Annotated in this window: 13 protein-coding genes; 5 read left to right on the plus strand and 8 right to left on the minus strand. The window is 71.1% G+C overall.

Annotated features, from left to right (window positions below):
• Window positions 1-84: 84 nt before the first annotated feature.
• From ACKUU6_RS13235 to ACKUU6_RS13250, 4 genes are all read right to left on the minus strand, one after another.
• Entirely contained in the window at window positions 85-942 is an 858-nt protein-coding gene (locus ACKUU6_RS13235; protein ID WP_407988709.1) for an ABC transporter permease, read from the minus strand.
• Window positions 942-1,949 (minus strand): ATP-binding cassette domain-containing protein, encoded by a 1,008-nt coding sequence (locus ACKUU6_RS13240; RefSeq protein WP_407988710.1) that lies wholly within the window; start codon window positions 1,947-1,949, stop codon window positions 942-944. Before ACKUU6_RS13240 ends, ACKUU6_RS13235 begins: the two co-directional genes overlap by 1 nt.
• Before the next feature lie 241 nt (window positions 1,950-2,190).
• On the minus strand, window positions 2,191-3,402 hold the full coding sequence (gene ilvA / locus ACKUU6_RS13245) for a threonine ammonia-lyase (protein ID WP_407988711.1): 1,212 nt from the start codon (window positions 3,400-3,402) through the stop codon (window positions 2,191-2,193).
• Between the two features lie 125 nt (window positions 3,403-3,527).
• Window positions 3,528-4,682: a cystathionine gamma-synthase gene (locus ACKUU6_RS13250; RefSeq protein ID WP_407988712.1), complete on the minus strand. Its 1,155-nt coding sequence runs from the start codon at window positions 4,680-4,682 to the stop codon at window positions 3,528-3,530.
• A 189-nt stretch (window positions 4,683-4,871) separates the two neighbouring features.
• On the opposite strand from ACKUU6_RS13250, the gene ACKUU6_RS13255 reads away from it, so the two are divergent.
• The 3 genes from ACKUU6_RS13255 (at window position 4,872) to msrA (ending at window position 8,305) form a co-directional block, all read left to right on the plus strand.
• Window positions 4,872-6,491 (plus strand): M48 family metalloprotease, encoded by a 1,620-nt coding sequence (locus ACKUU6_RS13255; protein WP_407988713.1) that lies wholly within the window; start codon window positions 4,872-4,874, stop codon window positions 6,489-6,491.
• An 18-nt stretch (window positions 6,492-6,509) separates the two neighbouring features.
• The gene (locus ACKUU6_RS13260; RefSeq protein WP_407988714.1) at window positions 6,510-7,556 is read left to right on the plus strand and encodes a DUF4034 domain-containing protein; all 1,047 of its coding nucleotides are present in this window, start codon (window positions 6,510-6,512) and stop codon (window positions 7,554-7,556) included.
• 83 nt (window positions 7,557-7,639) lie between these two features.
• On the plus strand, window positions 7,640-8,305 hold the full coding sequence (msrA, locus tag ACKUU6_RS13265; protein WP_407988715.1) for a peptide-methionine (S)-S-oxide reductase MsrA: 666 nt from the start codon (window positions 7,640-7,642) through the stop codon (window positions 8,303-8,305).
• 88 nt (window positions 8,306-8,393) lie between these two features.
• Here the strand turns inward: msrA and ACKUU6_RS13270 are convergent, their stop codons facing one another.
• The 4 genes from ACKUU6_RS13270 to ACKUU6_RS13285 all read right to left on the minus strand — a co-directional run bounded on the left by ACKUU6_RS13270 (window position 8,394) and on the right by ACKUU6_RS13285 (window position 13,469).
• Complete coding sequence (locus ACKUU6_RS13270; protein ID WP_407988716.1) at window positions 8,394-9,659, minus strand: hypothetical protein; 1,266 nt, start codon at window positions 9,657-9,659, stop codon at window positions 8,394-8,396.
• A gap of 202 nt (window positions 9,660-9,861) precedes the next feature.
• On the minus strand, window positions 9,862-11,118 hold the full coding sequence (locus tag ACKUU6_RS13275; protein WP_407988717.1) for a L,D-transpeptidase: 1,257 nt from the start codon (window positions 11,116-11,118) through the stop codon (window positions 9,862-9,864).
• A 178-nt stretch (window positions 11,119-11,296) separates the two neighbouring features.
• Complete coding sequence (locus ACKUU6_RS13280) at window positions 11,297-11,632, minus strand: hypothetical protein (RefSeq protein ID WP_407988718.1); 336 nt, start codon at window positions 11,630-11,632, stop codon at window positions 11,297-11,299.
• Window positions 11,633-12,068: 436 nt separating this feature from the next.
• Complete coding sequence (locus ACKUU6_RS13285; RefSeq protein WP_407988719.1) at window positions 12,069-13,469, minus strand: cystathionine beta-synthase; 1,401 nt, start codon at window positions 13,467-13,469, stop codon at window positions 12,069-12,071.
• Window positions 13,470-13,698: 229 nt separating this feature from the next.
• Between ACKUU6_RS13285 and ACKUU6_RS13290 the strand changes: the two genes are divergently transcribed.
• Both ACKUU6_RS13290 and ACKUU6_RS13295 read left to right on the plus strand, forming a co-directional pair.
• Entirely contained in the window at window positions 13,699-14,772 is a 1,074-nt protein-coding gene (locus ACKUU6_RS13290; protein WP_407988720.1) for an SGNH/GDSL hydrolase family protein, read from the plus strand.
• Between the two features lie 90 nt (window positions 14,773-14,862).
• Window positions 14,863-16,083, plus strand: a complete 1,221-nt coding sequence (locus tag ACKUU6_RS13295) for an acetyl-CoA C-acetyltransferase (RefSeq protein ID WP_407988721.1) — start codon at window positions 14,863-14,865, stop codon at window positions 16,081-16,083.
• Window positions 16,084-16,320 lie beyond the last annotated feature (237 nt).

Here is a 16,320-nt window from a genome sequence, read left to right on the forward strand (position 1 = left end):
CCTGACGCACGCGAGCGGCGGCGCCCCCATCGATGGGGGCGCCGCCGCTCGCGTGCGTTCAGCCGACGGCGGAGCGGACCCGGCTCAACCGACCGCGGAGCGGTACTTGCGGACCGACAGCCAGGAGAAGAAGGCCGTGATGGCCAGCGACCACAGCACCGAGAGCAGCACCGCGTTCTCCATCGGCCAGCCGCCGGAGACCGGGCCGACCTGGTTGCCGAAGAGGTCGCGGCAGGCCTGCACGGTCGCGCTGAACGGGTTCCAGTAGGCGATCGGCTGGAGCCAGCCCGGCATCGAGCTGACCGGCACGAAGGCGTTCGAGATGAAGGTCAGCGGGAACAGCCAGATCAGACCGGCCGAGGTGGCCGCCTCCGGGCTGCGCACCGACAGGCCGATCAGCGCGCCGATCCAGGAGAAGGCGTAGCCCAGCAGGAGCAGCAGCCCGAACGCGCCGAGCGCCTTCAGGAAGCCCTCGTGGATCCGCCAGCCGACCAGCACCGCGACGATCATCAGCACCAGCAGGGTGAAGGCGGTCTGCACCAGGTCGGCCAGCGTACGGCCGACCAGCACGGCGGAACGGGTCATCGGGAGCGAGCGGAACCGGTCCACCAGCCCCTTGGTCATGTCCTCCGCGATACCGGCCGAGGCGCCGGCCACCGCGAAGGTGACGGTCTGGGCGAAGATGCCCGCCATCAGGAACTGGGTGTACGTGCTGGCGCTCGCGTTGGTGCCGGGGATCTGGATCGCCCCGCCCATCACGTACGAGAACAGCAGCACGAACATCACCGGCTGCATCAGCCCGAAGACCACGATCTCGGGGATCCGGGTCATCCGGCGCAGGTTGCGCTTGGCGATCACCCAGGAGTCGTGCAGCATCGCGCTGATGCCGTGCCGCTGCTGGGGGACGGCGCCGCCGATCGCGTGTTCGGTGGCAGTGGTCATCAGGCGTCCTTCCCGTGGCTCTTGCGGCCCTTGGCGGGCAGCTGCTCGTCCTCGTTCTCGGCCTCCGCCGCCGTGGCGTGGCCGGTCAGCGAGAGGAACACGTCGTCCAGGGTCGGGCGGCGCAGTCCGATGTCGTCGATCTCGATCGAGCGGGCGTCCAGCTCGCGGATCACGTCGGCGAGCACCTTGGCGCCACCGCTGACCGGGACGGTGATCCTGCGGGTGTTCTTCTCCAGCGACGGGTCACCCTTGGCGTACGGGGTCAGCGCGGCCAGCGCCTCGGTCACGTCGTCCCGCCGGTGCACCACCACCTCGACCCGCTCGCCACCGATCTGGGCCTTGAGCTCGTCGGCGCTGCCGCGGGCGATCACCTTGCCGTGGTCGACCACCGCGATGTCGTGGGCGAGGCGGTCGGCCTCCTCCAGGTACTGGGTGGTCAGCAGCAGGGTGGTGCCCTGCTCGACCAGGGTCTCGATGACCTCCCAGAGGGCGAGCCGGTTGCGCGGGTCCAGGCCCGTGGTCGGCTCGTCCAGGAACATCACGGGGGGCCGGACCACCAGCGCGGCCGCCAGGTCGAGCCGGCGGCGCATACCACCGGAGTACGTCTTGGCGGTGCGGTCGGCGGCCTCGGTGAGGTTGAACCACTCCAGCAGCTCGCGGGCGCGGGCCTTCGCGTCCCGGACGGTCATCTGGTAGAGCTCGCCGACCATCTGGAGGTTCTCACGGCCCGTCAGGTACTCGTCCACGGCGGCGTACTGGCCGGAGAGGCCGATCAGGCTGCGCACCTTGTTCGGGTGCTTGAGCACGTCCACGCCGGCGACCACGGCGTGGCCGGAGTCCGGGCGGAGCAGGGTGGTGAGCACGCGGACCGTGGTGGTCTTGCCGGCGCCGTTCGGGCCGAGCAGTCCGAGGACCGTGCCCTCCGGTACGTCGAGGCTGACGCCGTCGAGGGCACGTACGTCACCGAAGGTCTTGACCAGGTTCTCGGCTTGGATGGCTGGCGCCATGAGCCTGCCTCATCTCCTCTGACGATATGACTGATATGCCCACTCTGACCCGAGGGCAGTACCCGGGCGAACCGGGATCCGTGCCGGGGAGGGACATCGGAGAAACGCGATGCATCGCGAGAATGACAGTTCGCGATATATCGCGTCAAGGATCGGGCACATGGCGCAGCGAGGACAGCGCGGAGCCGATCCGCCCTGACACCCTCTCAGCTGGGACTGACAACCGCCCCTGGTTTTCCGGCTACTGGGTCACCACGTAGTCCGCGTCCCGGAGATCGCCCAGCACAACGGCGCAGTGCTCCGGGCCCTTGGTCTCCAGGTGCAGGTCCACCTCGACCTCGGTCAGGCCGAGCCGGGGGTCGATCCGTACGTGCGCGACGTCCAGCACGTTGGCGTCCGCGCGGGTGAGCACCGCCAGCAGATCGGCCAGCGCCCCCGGCTTGTCGGTCAGCCGGACCCGGATCGACAGGTACCGGCCCGCTGCCACCAACCCGTGCCGCAGCACCCGCTGCATCAGCTGCGGGTCGATGTTTCCCCCCGAGAGCACCGCCACCACCGGGCCCTGGAAGCTCTCGGGGTGTTCCAGCAACGCCGCCACCGGGCTCACCCCGGCCGGCTCCACCACCAGCTTCAGGCGCTCCAGGCCGAGCAGCAGAGCCCGGGACAGTCCCTCCTCGGAGACCGTCCTGACACCGTCCGCGAGGGTGTTCACCACCTCGAACGGGATGTCGCCCGGACGGCCCACCATGATCCCGTCCGCCATGGTGGCGAACCGCTCCAGCGAGACCGGCCGGCCCGCCGCCAGCGAGGGCGGGTACGCCGCCGCGTTGGCCGCCTGCACCCCGATCACCTGGACGTCCGGCCGGAGCGGCTTCACCGCCGCCGCGATCCCGGCCAGCAGCCCGCCGCCGCCCACCCCGACCAGGATGGTGCGGACCTCCGGGCACTGCTCCAGGATCTCCAGCCCGACGGTGGCCTGGCCGGTGACGATGTCCCAGTGGTCGAACGGGTGGATGAACACCGCGCCGGTCGCGTCCGCGTACTGCTGCGCGGCCCGCAGCGCCTCGTCCACGGTGCTGCCGTGCAGCCGGACCTCGGCGCCGTAGTCGCGGGTCGCCGCCACCTTGGGGAGCGGCGCCGCCAGCGGCATGAAGACGGTGGAGCGCACCCCCAGCAGCGAGGCGGCCAACGCCACCCCCTGCGCGTGGTTGCCCGCACTGGCCGCCACCACCCCGGCGGCCCGCTCCACCGGCGAGAGCCCGGCGATCCGGACGTACGCGCCGCGCAGCTTGAAGGAACCGGTGCGCTGCAGGTTCTCGCACTTGAGGTGCACGGGCGCACCGATCAGCCCCGCCAGGTACCGGCTGCTCTCCATCGGCGTGACCCGGGCGACCCCGGCGAGCATCTTCTGCGCACCCCGGACGTCGTCCAGGGTGATCGGCCAGCTGTCCATCGATTCCTCACTCGGCACGCGCGGGGCTCGGGGCCCTGCTGATGTGTGGCTCCGCCGCGTGGTCGAAGCCGCCCACGCGGCGGAGCCGCACATCAGCAGGGCCCCGAGCCCCCGGACGGTGCAACCTACGAAAGCGCCTGCGTGAGGTCCGCGAGCAGGTCGTCGATCGACTCGATGCCGACCGAGACCCGGACCAGGTCGGCCGGGACCTCCAGGGCGGAGCCCGCCACCGAGGCGTGGGTCATCCGTCCCGGGTGCTCGATCAGCGACTCGACCCCACCCAGCGACTCACCGAGGGTGAACAGCTCGGCCCGGTTGCAGACGTCCACCGCGGCCTGCTCGCCACCGTTGACCCGGAACGAGACCATCCCGCCGAACGCCTTCATCTGCTTGGCCGCGATGTCGTGCCCGGGGTGCGAGGCCAGCCCGGGGTAGATCACCTGGCTGACCTTGGGGTGGCGGGAGAGCAGCTCGGCGACCTTCTCGGCGTTGGAGCTGTGCCGGTCCATCCGGACGCCGAGGGTCTTGATGCCGCGCAGCACCAGCCAGGAGTCGAACGGCCCGGCGACCGCGCCCATCGCGTTCTGGTGGTACGCCAGCTCCTCGCCGAGGCCGGCCTCGGCCGCGACCAGGGCGCCGCCGACCACGTCGGAGTGGCCGCCCATGTACTTGGTGGTCGAGTGCACCACCACGTCGGCGCCGAACGAGATCGGCTGCTGCAGGTACGGGCTGGCGAAGGTGTTGTCCACGACCAGCAGCGCACCGGCCCCGTGGGCCACCTCCGCGAGCCCGGCGATGTCGGAGATCCCGAGCAGCGGGTTGGAGGGGGTCTCCACCCAGAGCGCGCGGGTGTTGGGGCGCAGCGCGTCCCGTACGGCGGCCAGGTTCTGGGTGTCGGCGACGGAGAACTCGACGCCCCACCGGGTGAGCACCTTGGCGAACAGCCGGAAGGTGCCGCCGTAGGCGTCGTTCGGAATGACGATGTGGTCGCCCGGCTTCAGCACGGTGCGCAGCAGGGTGTCCTCGGCGGCCAGTCCGGAGGCGAAGGCGAGGCCGCGGGCGCCGCCCTCGATCGCGGCGAGGCACTCCTCGAGCGCGGTACGGGTGGGGTTCGCGGAACGGCTGTACTCGTAGCCGTTCCGGAGGCCGCCGACGCCGTCCTGCTTGTAGGTGGACACCTGGTAGATCGGCGTGACGACGGCCCCGGTCTGGGGGTCTGCTTCCTGACCCGCGTGGATGGCGAGTGTCTCGAAGCCCTGGGGAAGCTGGTGCTCGGTCATGCTGCTGAGCCTAGTGGGCGAACCGGGCCAAGGGCGGACAGAGCGCCCGCGTTGCCGACCACCCGTCAAATCCGACCCGCCGGGCCGCTACGATCTGCACTTCCCGCACACATGTTCAGTCTGCGGACGATCACCGAACCCACCGTCAAGGGGAAGAAACGCATGGGCACGTCCGCGAGACCCACCGGCATGAGCACCGCGGGGCGGGCCGCCCTGGCGGTCGGCATGCTGGTCGGCTTCTACCTGCTCGCGGCCGGCCTGGTGCTCGGCGTGCTGGGCCTCGACGTCGCGCTGGTGGTGGGGACCGGGCGGCTGAACCCGGCGATCGACAAGCTGATCCTGCTCAGCCTGGCCGTCGCCTACCCCGTGCTCCGGGTGGTCTTCCTGACCCGCCGCCCGCGCGAGCAGGGCGAGCCGGACGGCCTGCTGGTGACCCGGGAGCAGCAGCCCGAGCTGTGGGCCAGGGTGGACCGGATCGCCGAGCGGACCGGCGTCCGCGGACCGGCCGAGATCCGGCTGATCCCCGAGGTCAACGCGGGTGTCAGGGAGGAGACCAAGCTGCTCGGGCTCGTTCCGGGCAAGCGGCACCTGGTGATCGGTGCGCCGCTGCTGATCGGCCTGACCGAGGCCGAGCTCGACTCGGTGCTGGCCCACGAGTTCGGCCACTACAGCAACCGCGACGTCCGGCTGGCCGGGGTCACGGTGGCCGGGCGGACCGCGATCCTGCACGCCATCCACGGCCTGCACGCGCGCGCCGACGGCCACCAGGCCCAGCAGCAGGCCGAGCTAAGGGCCAAGGCCGCGAAGCGGCTGGCCAAGGGCAAGAAGGTCTCCGGCGAGGAGGCCGGCGGCGGGATCGACCGGGTGCTGGCCAAGCTGTTCACGCAGTACGCCAAGCTGTACTTCCGGGTCTCCGAGTCGGTGAGCCGCCGTCAGGAGTACGCCGCCGACCGGTCCGCCGCCGCCATCGCCGGGCGGGACGCCACCGCCGCCGCGCTGCGCCGGCTGCCGCTGCTGGCCGCCGCCGAGGACTTCTACCTGCACCGGTACGCCACCATCGGCTGGTCCGCCGGGCTGCTGCCGATGCCCGGTCAGGTGTACGGCGGTCTGGCCGAGCTGCTCGCCGACCCCAAGCGCCGCCAGGAGCTGGCCGAGCTGGCGCTGGAGCCGACGGAGACGGAGGCCGACCCGTACGACTCGCACCCGCCGATCGCCCAACGGGTGGCCGCGGTCGAGGCACTGCCCGACGACGGCCGGGGTGCCGAGGCGTCCGGTCCCGCGCTCGGGCTGCTGCGCGAGGCGGAGCGGACGCTGGCGGCGCTGGAGTCGGTCTCGCTGGTGCCCGAGGCCGCGACCAAGCGCCGGGTGGAGTGGCCCGAGCTGGTGCAGACCGCCTGCCTGGCCGACTGCCGCGAGGACAGCCAGCCGATCCTGACCGCGCTCACCTCCGTCGGGCTGCCCGGCACGGTCGAGGCGCTGCTGGACGCGATCGACGCCGGCCGCACCTGGGAGCTGGCCGGCCGGCTGCCGCGCGACGAGCGGTCCACCGCCGCGACCGGCCTGGCCGCCCGCGAGGCCGCCCGTCCGGTCTTCCGCGGCAGCCTGGCCGGGCTCACCGTGCTGGCGCTGGCCGAATCCGGCCTGGCGCACTGGGAGTTCTCCTGGTCCACCGCCGCCGTCCTGCGTCTGCCGGACGGCTGGGAGGAGACCTTCACCCCCGCCCTGGACGCCGCGGTCGCGGACCGTCCCGACACCGCCCCGCTGCGCACCCTGCTCACCACCGCCGGGCTCACCCCGGCCGCCCACTGAACCACCGGAGTCCCCCGCATGCTGTTCCTCACCATCGCCGTCTGCGCGCTGCTGTACACCCTGTTCAAATCGCTGAAGGCCAAGCGGGCCAAGGCCGTGAGCCATGCCGAGGTGCTGTCGGACCCGGCCCGCGCCTCCCAGTTCGGGCTGGTGCCCAACCAGGGGCTGGTGCTCGGCCGCACCACGGTCGACGACGACGCGCGGATCGCCCTCTCCGCCGTCCGGGACGGCAGCTGGCGGGAGGCCGCCGCGTACGTCGAGGCGGCCGGCACCGACTGGGACGAGCGCTGGGAGCGCACCGAACTCTTCGTCAACCCGGCTTGCCAGGACGACAGTTGGCTGAACGCCTGGCGGATGGAGCAGCCGGAGAGCTCCGACGCCGCCGCACTCCACGTGGTCGCCCTGGTGCACGCGGGCTGGGCGATCCGTGGCTCGGGCTACGCCGACACCGTCACCGACGAGATGCGGGACGGCTTCAGGCGGAAGCTCCAGCAGGCCACCGAGGCCGCCGCCGAGGCCGTCCGGCTGGCCCCGGCCGCCGACCCCGGCCCGTACCTGGCGCAGCTCGCGCTGGCCCGGGGTGACAACTGGTCGAACGAGAGGTTCCAGGCGTTCTGGGCCGAGGTGGTCAAGCGCACGCCGCTGAACCGGGACGCGCACTGGCAGGCGATGCAGTACTGGTGCCGCAAGTGGCACGGCAGCAACAAGCTGATGCACGCCTTCGTGGACGAGGCGATCGCCACCGCCCCGGCCGGCAGCCTGCTCAGCACCCTCAAGCTGGACGCCTACGGCGAGCAGTACGACAAGGCCGAGACGCTGGACACCCCCGAGCTGCGCGCCGCCGTGGACGCCGTACTGGCCGACATCGCGGCCGCCCGCCCGGACCACCCCGAGCTGGCCGGCGCCCGCGGCCGGATGATCGGCTTCCTGGCCGGCCAGGGCCGGCACGCCGAGGCCCTGGCCCAGTTCCAGGCGCTCGGCCCGATCATCCCGGCCCCGTTCCTCGGCGAGCCGGACGAGTTCGTCGAGCTCCGGGCCCGCACCGTGGTCGCCCTCTCCCGCTAGACCGCGCCCGGCCGCCCGGCGGAATCCCGGGCGGCCGCCGGGCGTTGAACAGGACACCGTCCCCCCGATCTCTGGGAGCAGCCGTGCTGTTCAACCGTCACAAGAGCGAGCTGGTCACCGCCGAGCAGGCCCTGCCCGGGCGGGCGGCTCCGCTGTTCACGCTGACCGAGCCGCACACCGTGCTCGGCACCCCGCTCGCCGGCCCGTACCCGGCCGGTCTCGAGACGGCCGACTTCGCGATGGGCTGTTTCTGGGGCGCGGAGCGGAAGTTCTGGGAGCTGGACGGCGTCTGGACCACCCTGGTCGGCTACCAGGGCGGCCACACCGAGAACCCGACGTACGAGGAGGTGTGCAGCGGTCGGACCGGGCACACCGAGGCGGTCCGGGTGGTCTACGACCCGGCGCTGGTCTCGTACGAGACGCTGCTGAAGACCTTCTGGGAGGCGCACGACCCGACCCAGGGCTTCCGGCAGGGGAACGACCAGGGCACCCAGTACCGCTCCGCCGCGTACACCCACACCCCCGCGCAGGCGGCCGCCCTGGCTGCCTCGCAGACGGCCTTCCAGCCCGAGCTGACCGCGATCGGTCTCGGGCCGATCACCACCGAGACCGGCCCGGCGGGCCCGTTCTACCCGGCCGAGCCGTACCACCAGCAGTACCTCTCCGACGCCAAGAACCCGAACGGCTACTGCGGCCTCGGCGGCACCGGAGCCAGCTGCCCGATCGGCGTCGCCCGCACCAGCGGCTGACGCCGCCCGCGAAGCCCCGCACGTACGGAGCTCCGCACGCACGAAGGCCCCGCCGGATCCGGCGGGGCCTTCGTCAGCTACGAGGGTGTCAGCTGGTGGTGTCGAGCAGCATCTTGATCTGCTCGTAGGTCATGCCACTGCTGTTCATGAGCTTGATCTGGGCCTCGGGGATGCCGAGGGCCGTGAGCTCCTTGATCTGGGCGGCGGTGAGCGGGGCCGCCGCGGTCTTGCCGCCGGTCTTGGCGTTGCCGCCGACCGAGCCCATCATCGAGGTGACGATCTCCTCGAAGTCGGACATGGCGAACTTGGTGGCGCCGTCCGGCGCCTTCGGGGCCTCCGCCGCATCCTTGCTGAAGGTCACCTTGACGGGCAGGTGCGCGTCGGACGGCAGCTTGGAGTCGATCTGGGCCAGGTCGAAGGAGATCGCCGAGACCGAGCCGTCCTTGATGAAGACGTCGAGGCCGACCTTCTTGTCCGGGACGTCGGTCGGGGCGGCGCCGGGCAGCTTCTCCATGCCCGGGACGTCCTTGAGCACGGGCTTGACGCTCTTCAGCAGGTCGTCCGCGAGGGCCTTGGCCGGGGCGGAGACGTAGATGTGGTCGGCGCCGTCCTGCTTGCCCTTGTCCTCGAAGGTGACGTTGCGGGAGAGGACGTCCTTGACGGTGTTCACCAGGCCGGAGGCGACCTTCGGGTCGACCGACGGGGCGGCCGAGGCGCCGCCGGGCTTGCTGCCGGCCGCCTTGCCCGCCTGCTCGGCGAGGTCCTTGAGGGTCTTGCCCTCGACCGAGACCCACTTGCCGGCGACGGCGTCCTGGATCACCTTCGGGAAGGCCCCGGCGGCGTCCTTGAGCTCACCGGCGTCCTTGCCGGCCATCTGGGCGATGCCGTCGACATCGGCCTTCAGGTAGAAGTTGCCGTCGACCCAGCGCAGCTCGGCGTAGCTCTTGCCGCTCTTGCCGGCCAGCGCGTACGCGACGTCGAAGCCGGGGTCCTGGCCGAGCGTGTTGAACGGGTCGGCGCTGGTCTGCGCGTTCTTGAAGGAGTCGAGGTCCTTGAGCGGCTTGTCGGCGCTCACCGCGACCGAGACCTTGAGCTCGGCCATCAGCTCGGCGGTCTTGCGGTCCATCGGCTCGCCCTTGGAGCTGGCGACCTTGTCGAACGCCATGATCTCGTCGGCCGTCGCCCCGAAGGAGAGCTCGGCCTTGAGGTTCTTGCCGTCCGTGATCCGGCCGAACGCGTCGGAGACCTTGTCGGCGGCGGACAGCTGCTTGACGGTGCCACAGGCGGCCAGGCCGGTGGCGAGGACGACGGTGCAGGCGGTCGCGGCGACGGCCCCCCGGACCGTGCGGCGCATGGTGGTGTTGATGGGACTTCTCCCCCGTGAGGCTGCGCCCTGGCGGTGTGTGCGACCGGGCGACAAGTTCGGACTACTGCTGGACACGGTGCTCAGACAAGCAGCTTTCGCCTGCCGGGGCACCCCGATTTCACCGGTCGTGGCGGAATCGGGACGTGGCCCACAACTTATCCGGTTCTTACGACAGTCCGATCACGGGGGGTCAGAGCGCGCTGCCGGCCTTCCAGGTCGCCCAGTCCATGTTCCAGCCGTTCAGCCCGTTCGCCGGATCGACCGTCCGGTCACCGGAGTTGACCACCTCGACCACATCGCCCACGATCGAACTCCGGTAGAACTTCGCGCCGTTGGTGTTCGGATCCGAAGCACCCTTGGCGTCCCTGAGCGCGATGCAGCCGTGACTGGTGTTGGCGCTGCCGAACTGCTCGGCGGGCGACCAGTAGTTGCCGTGGATGAAGGTGCCGGAGGTGGTCAGCCGCTGCGCGTGCGGCACGTCGGGGATGTTGTACTCGTCGCCCAGGCCGACCGTGGTGGAGTCCATCTTGGTCTGCTGGTACTGCTCGGCGATGACCAGCTTCCCGCCCCAGGTCCGGTGGTCCGGGGCGCCGCCGATGATCGGGTAGGTCGCGGTGACCTGACCGTCGGTGGTGACGGTGAGGGTGTGGGCGGAGAGGTCGGCCACGCTGGTCTGGCTACGGCCGACGGTGAAGCTCACATCCTTGGACTGGGTGCCGTAGACCCCCTTGGCGCCCTCCACGTCCTTCAGCCGGAGCCGCAGGGTGACCTGGGTGCCCTTCGCCCAGTACTGCTGCGGCCGGAAGTCCAGCCGGGTGCTGGAGAACCAGTGGCCGACGATCTCGACGTCCGGCCGCGCGGTCACCGTGATCGCCTGCTCGACGGCCTTCCGGTTGGTGACCGGCTTGTTGAAGTTGATCGAGACCGGCATGCCCACCCCGACGGTCGAGCCGTTCTCCGGGGTGAAGTAGCCGATGAAGGTGTTGGCCGGGGAGGCGGTGCCGAACACGGTGTTGGCGTCCGCCTCCAGCCGGTCCGCGTCGCTCGCGACGGCGGCCACCCGGTACTTGGTGCCGCTGGCGAGCGGCCCGGTGGAGGTCCAGCCCGTCCCGTCGGCGGCGAGCCGGCCGGCTATCTCCGCGCCGTCCTCGCCGGTGACCTTGACCGAGGTGAGGCTGCCGTCGGCGACGGCGACCGTGACCGGATCGGTGAAGGAGGCGTCCGTCACACCGTCGGCCGGGGTCACCGTGATCCTGGCGACCGAGGTCTTCGGCGAGCTGCTCGCGCCGCCGCTCCCGCCGGTACTGCCGCCGCCCTTGTCACCCTTGTCGGAGTCGCCGCTGCAGGCCGCCAGCAGGAGGACCGGGGCTCCCAGCAGGCCGCCCAGCACTCCGCGTCGGGTCCAGCTGCCACCGGAGGTGGGGCGCTGCTCATCGGCTGACGTCACGGTGGGTCTCCCTGCTCTTCACCTTCGGGCGTTACGGCTACGAACCACGCAATTCAGGACGAAGCGGTTCCATCACCAAACGGTTGAGATCGTATGAGACTACTGAAGATGCTGCCATAACGGACGAATCGCCCGCCCGGAGCAGTCCGGACGGGCGATCGGTGGTACGGGGGGCGGACTACTCGGCCGACTCGACGGAGTACTCGTCCCAGTTCTCGTCCGTCGGGTCGAACTCGGTCTGGGCGGACTCCCAGGTGGCGGAGGTCAGCTCGATGCCGGGCACCTCGCCGAGCAGCGCCACCGGGTCGATGAAGTGCGCGAGCGAACCGGACGGGTCCACCTCGATCGCCTCCACCGACTGGGTGCGCTCCTCGTCGTCCAGGTACTCGTCGTTCTGGACCTGGGCGAGGGCCGCGGCCTTCAGGGCCTGCTCGTCGGTGATCTCGGCGATGATCTCGATGCTGAGGCGTACGTAACGCGGGGCGTCCTGCTCGGGCAGGTCAGTGCTGGTCATGTGTGCGAGCGTAGGCGAGTCGCACCCCTCCCGGGAAACAGGGAGGGCCGGCCCCCGGATACCGGGGACCGGCCCTACCGTTCTCCGTCGGACTCCCCCACCCGGGAGCCACGGAGACGCGCCTCGCAGCGCGGTTAGGTGCCGCAGGAGCCGCCGCACCCTGGCCTCGGCCGAAGCCGCTGCCAGGGGCGGGACGACGGCAACCCCTGCGGGCGGACACGGAGGGCCGGGTCAGGGCCGACCGACGTGTCCGTGGTGACCGCGGTGCCGGGGAGCCGCTCCCGACTGCTGCTGTCACCATGCTCGGCGTCTTGCCGTGAGACATACAGTGCCCGAGCCGTGTTAACCGCGTGATGCGCGGAGGTGACGCCGGTGTACCACTTCGTGAGGAGACGAATCCTCACCCGATCGGCGGCCCAGGGGTACTGACGACAGGTCAGTGACCGGCCCGGTTGGCCAGGAAGGCCAGCAGGTCCTGGCTGGTCACGATGCCCTGCGGCTTGCCCTCGACCAGCACCACGGCGGCGTCGGCCTTCTCCAGTACGGTCATCAGACTGGTCACCGTCTCGCCGGAGCCGACCACCGGCAGCGGCTTGGACATCACGCTCTCCAGCGTGTCGGTGAGCGCGATCCGCTGGGCGAACAGGCCCTCCAGCAACTCCCGCTCGACCACCGAGCCGATCACCTCGCCCGCCATGATGTCGGGGTGTCCGGCACCCGCGGAGACCACCGGCATCTGCGAGACACCGAAGTCCCGCAGCACCCGGACGGCCTCGGCGACCGTCTCGCTCGGGTGCATGTGGACGAACTGCGGGATGCCCTCGTGCTCGATCGCGTCCTTGCGGGCCAGCACCTCGCCGATGTGCGCCTCGTCGGTGCCCGACGGCAGGAAGCCGTAGTCGGCCATCCAGTCGTCGTTGAAGATCTTCGACAGGTAGCCGCGGCCGCCGTCGGGCAGGATCACCACGACCACGTCGTCCGGGCCGAGCCGCTTGGCCACCTCGAGCGCGGCCACCACGGCCATCCCGCAGGAGCCGCCGACCAGCAGGCCCTCCTCCTTGGCGAGGCGGCGGGTCATCTGGAACGAGTCCTTGTCGGAGACCGCGACGATCTCGTCGGCCACGTCCCGGTCGTAGGCGGTCGGCCAGAAGTCCTCACCGACACCCTCGACCAGGTACGGGCGGCCGGTGCCGCCGGAGTAGACCGAGCCCTCCGGGTCGGCACCGATCACCTTGACCGCGCCGCCGGACGCCTCCTTGAGGTAGCGGCCGGTACCGGAGATGGTGCCGCCGGTGCCGACACCCGCGACCAGGTGGGTGATCTTCCCCTCGGTCTGCTCCCAGAGCTCGGGGCCGGTCGAGTGGTAGTGCGAGGCCGGGTTCTCCGGGTTGGAGTACTGGTCCGGCTTCCAGGCGTTCGGGGTCTCCCTGACCAGGCGGTCGGAGACGTTGTAGTAGGAGTCCGGGTGCTCGGGGGCGACCGCGGTCGGGCAGACCACCACCTCGGCGCCGTAGGCCCGGAGGGTGTTGATCTTGTCGGTGGAGACCTTGTCCGGGCAGACGAAGATGCAGTGGTAGCCCTTCTGCTGGGCCACGATCGCCAGGCCGACCCCGGTGTTGCCCGAGGTGGGCTCGACGATCGTGCCGCCCGGCTTGAGGGCGCCTGACGCCTCGGCGGCCTCGATCATGCGCATCGCGATGCGGTCCTTGATCGACCCCCCGGGGTTGAAGTACTCGACCTTCGCCAGCACGGTGGCGCTGATGCCCTCGGTGACCTTGTTGAGCTTCACCAAAGGCGTGTTGCCGACCAGGTCGATGATCGAATTGTGGTACCGCACGGGGGTCCTCCCGGTCTGGGACGCTACGACAGTTATGGGTACTTCAAAGCCTAGGGCGTCTCAAGGATTGGACGCGCACGCATCGGAGGTCCGATTTCACCGGTTCGCTTCCCGGGCGTTCACCCACCGGATGGGCGATCCGCCCCGATAGGCCCCCGGATCCCTGGGTACCTAACAGAGACAGAACACAGGCGGCGCCCCAGGAGGGGCCAGGTGAAGGGGGGCCGGGGTGGCAGCGTCACAGGTGTCACAGGCGTCACGGGCCCGGGTGGCCCGCAAGATCGCCACGGCGGCCGCGTACGGGGGCGGCGGTCTCGGGCTGCTCGGCGTCGGGCTGGTCGGGCTGCTGGTGACCGAGAGCAGGCTGGCGATCCGCGCGGTCGGGCTGCTGGAGGGCGATCCGCCGCCGGCGGACGGGGTGTACGGGGCGGCCTTCGCCGACCCGGGGAGTGACGAGCCGCCGCTGGTGCTCGCCTTCCTGGGTGACTCGACGGCCGCCGGACTCGGGGTGACCAGGGGCGAGGAGACCCCGGGTGCGTTGCTGGCGACCGGACTGGCCTCGGTGGCCGAGCGCCGGGTCCGACTGGTGAACGTGGCCCGGTCCGGCGCACAGTCCGCCGAGCTGGCCGAGCAGGTGGAGCGGGCCCTTCCGCACCTCCCGGACCTGGCCGTGATCATGGTCGGGGCCAACGATGTGACCAGGCACTCCCCCGCCGCCCTGGCGGTCCGTCACCTCGGCGAGGCCGTAAGGGACTTGCGCGCCGCCGGCTGCCAGGTAGTGGTCGGCACCTGCCCGGACCTCGGCACCATCAAGCCGGTCCAGCCGCCGCTGCGCTGGGTGGCCAGGCGGCTCAGCCGCCAGCTGGCCGCCGCCCAGACCATCACGGTGGTGGAGCAGGGCGGCCGGACGGTCTCGCTCGGCTCGCTGCTCGGCCCGGAGTTCGCGGCCCGCCCGGAGATGTTCGCGGCCGACCGCTACCACCCGTCAGCGCAGGGGTACGCCACCGCCGCGATGGCTCTGCTGCCCTCGCTCTGCGCCGCGCTGGACCTCTGGCCGGAGGAGTTCGGCCCACGGATCGAGGCCGAGCAGGTGCTGCCGATGGCGGTGGCCGCCGCCGCAGCAGCCGGACGCTCCGGCACCGAGGTGGCCGCCGCCGAGCGGCTCGGCGATCTCGGCCGCCGCTGGGCGCAGGTCAAACTGCGACTCCGACTGGGCCTGCCGGACAGCTCGGAGAGCGTCCCCGAGCCCGGGTCGGCGTCGGCGAACTCACACCCGGGAACGGATGACGCCCGAGCTACTTAACGGTAACTTTCCTCCCGGGCTGCCCGCTTGACCCGGAGTACGGTCATGAGTGGAGGCCCACCAGCCCGGACACTCAGCGAGGAGCCCGTCATGCCCGAAGCCGTCATCGTCAGCGCCGCCCGTTCGCCGATCGGCCGGGCCTTCAAGGGCTCCCTCAAGGACATCCGTCCGGACGACCTAACCGCGCAGATCATCGGCGCCGCCCTGGCCAAGATCCCCGAGCTGGACCCGCGCAGCATCGAGGACCTGATGCTCGGCTGCGGCCTGCCCGGCGGCGAGCAGGGCCACAACCTGGCCCGGATCATCGCGGTCCAGATGGGCATGGACTACCTGCCCGGCGCCACCATCACCCGGTACTGCTCCTCCTCGCTGCAGACGACCCGGATGGCACTGCACGCGATCAAGGCGGGCGAGGGCGACATCTTCATCTCGGCCGGCGTCGAGACCGTCTCCCGCAGCGTCAACGGGACCTCGGACGGCATGCCCGGCACCGTGAACCCGCTGTTCGACGAGGCGATGGCGCGCACCGCCAAGCGCGCCGAGGAGGGCGGCGGCGAGTGGCACGACCCGCGCGAGGACGGGCTGCTGCCGGACGCGTACATCGCGATGGGCCAGACCGCCGAGAACCTGGCCGCGCTCAAGGGCATCACCCGGGCCGAGCAGGACGAGTTCGGCGTCCGCTCGCAGAACCTGGCCGAGGCCGCCATCAAGTCCGGCTTCTGGGCCCGTGAGATCACCCCCGTCACGCTGCCCGACGGGACCGTGGTGAGCGCCGACGACGGCCCGCGCGCCGGGGTGACCCTGGACGCGGTGTCGGGCCTGAAGCCGGTGTTCCGCCCCGACGGCACCGTTACCGCCGGTAACTGCTGCCCGCTGAACGACGGCGCCGCCGCCCTGGTGGTCATGTCCGACACCAAGGCGCGCGAGCTCGGCCTCACCCCGCTCGCCCGGGTGGTCTCCACCGGGGTCAGCGGCCTCTCCCCCGAGATCATGGGCTACGGCCCGGTCGAGGCCAGCCGCCGGGCGCTCAAGCGGGCCGGGCTGACCATCGACGACATCGACCTGGTGGAGATCAACGAGGCCTTCGCGGCCCAGGTCATCCCCTCATACCGGGACCTGGGCATCCCGCTGGAGAAGCTGAACGTCAACGGCGGCGCGATCGCGGTCGGCCATCCCTTCGGCATGACCGGCGCCCGGCTGACCACCACCCTGATCAACTCGCTGCAGTGGCACGACAAGCAGTTCGGCCTGGAGACCATGTGCGTCGGCGGCGGCCAGGGCATGGCGATGGTGATCGAGCGACTCAGCTGAGTCACCGAACTGGTCTGCACCACCCATTCGGAGTGACCGTGCGTAATTGAGAGCCGGATCACATCGCGATCGTGATCCGGCTCTCCGCACGCCGCTTCGAGGCCCTTTTGTCGACGGCCCGGAGTCGGTCAACTCCGCTGCGTAGAACGGGACTACCTAACAATTTGAGGACAAGGCAGAAAGTCCCCACCAAATCGGACATCTGCCACTGCAGTAACTCGCCCCCATGCGGCAGTG

It is taken from the genome of Kitasatospora sp. CMC57 (assembly GCF_045866025.2).
Taxonomy (GTDB): Bacteria; Actinomycetota; Actinomycetes; order Streptomycetales; family Streptomycetaceae; genus Kitasatospora.

Coding starts and splice junctions, on each gene's coding strand:
- ACKUU6_RS13235 (WP_407988709.1), bottom strand. CDS start 942: ATGACCACTGCCACCGAACACGCGATCGGCGGCGCCGTCCCCCAGCAG.
- ACKUU6_RS13240 (WP_407988710.1), bottom strand. CDS start 1,949: ATGGCGCCAGCCATCCAAGCCGAGAACCTGGTCAAGACCTTCGGTGAC.
- ilvA (WP_407988711.1), bottom strand. CDS start 3,402: ATGGACAGCTGGCCGATCACCCTGGACGACGTCCGGGGTGCGCAGAAG.
- ACKUU6_RS13250 (WP_407988712.1), bottom strand. CDS start 4,682: ATGACCGAGCACCAGCTTCCCCAGGGCTTCGAGACACTCGCCATCCAC.
- ACKUU6_RS13255 (WP_407988713.1), top strand. CDS start 4,872: ATGAGCACCGCGGGGCGGGCCGCCCTGGCGGTCGGCATGCTGGTCGGC.
- ACKUU6_RS13260 (WP_407988714.1), top strand. CDS start 6,510: ATGCTGTTCCTCACCATCGCCGTCTGCGCGCTGCTGTACACCCTGTTC.
- ACKUU6_RS13270 (WP_407988716.1), bottom strand. CDS start 9,659: ATGCGCCGCACGGTCCGGGGGGCCGTCGCCGCGACCGCCTGCACCGTC.
- ACKUU6_RS13280 (WP_407988718.1), bottom strand. CDS start 11,632: ATGACCAGCACTGACCTGCCCGAGCAGGACGCCCCGCGTTACGTACGC.
- ACKUU6_RS13295 (WP_407988721.1), top strand. CDS start 14,863: ATGCCCGAAGCCGTCATCGTCAGCGCCGCCCGTTCGCCGATCGGCCGG.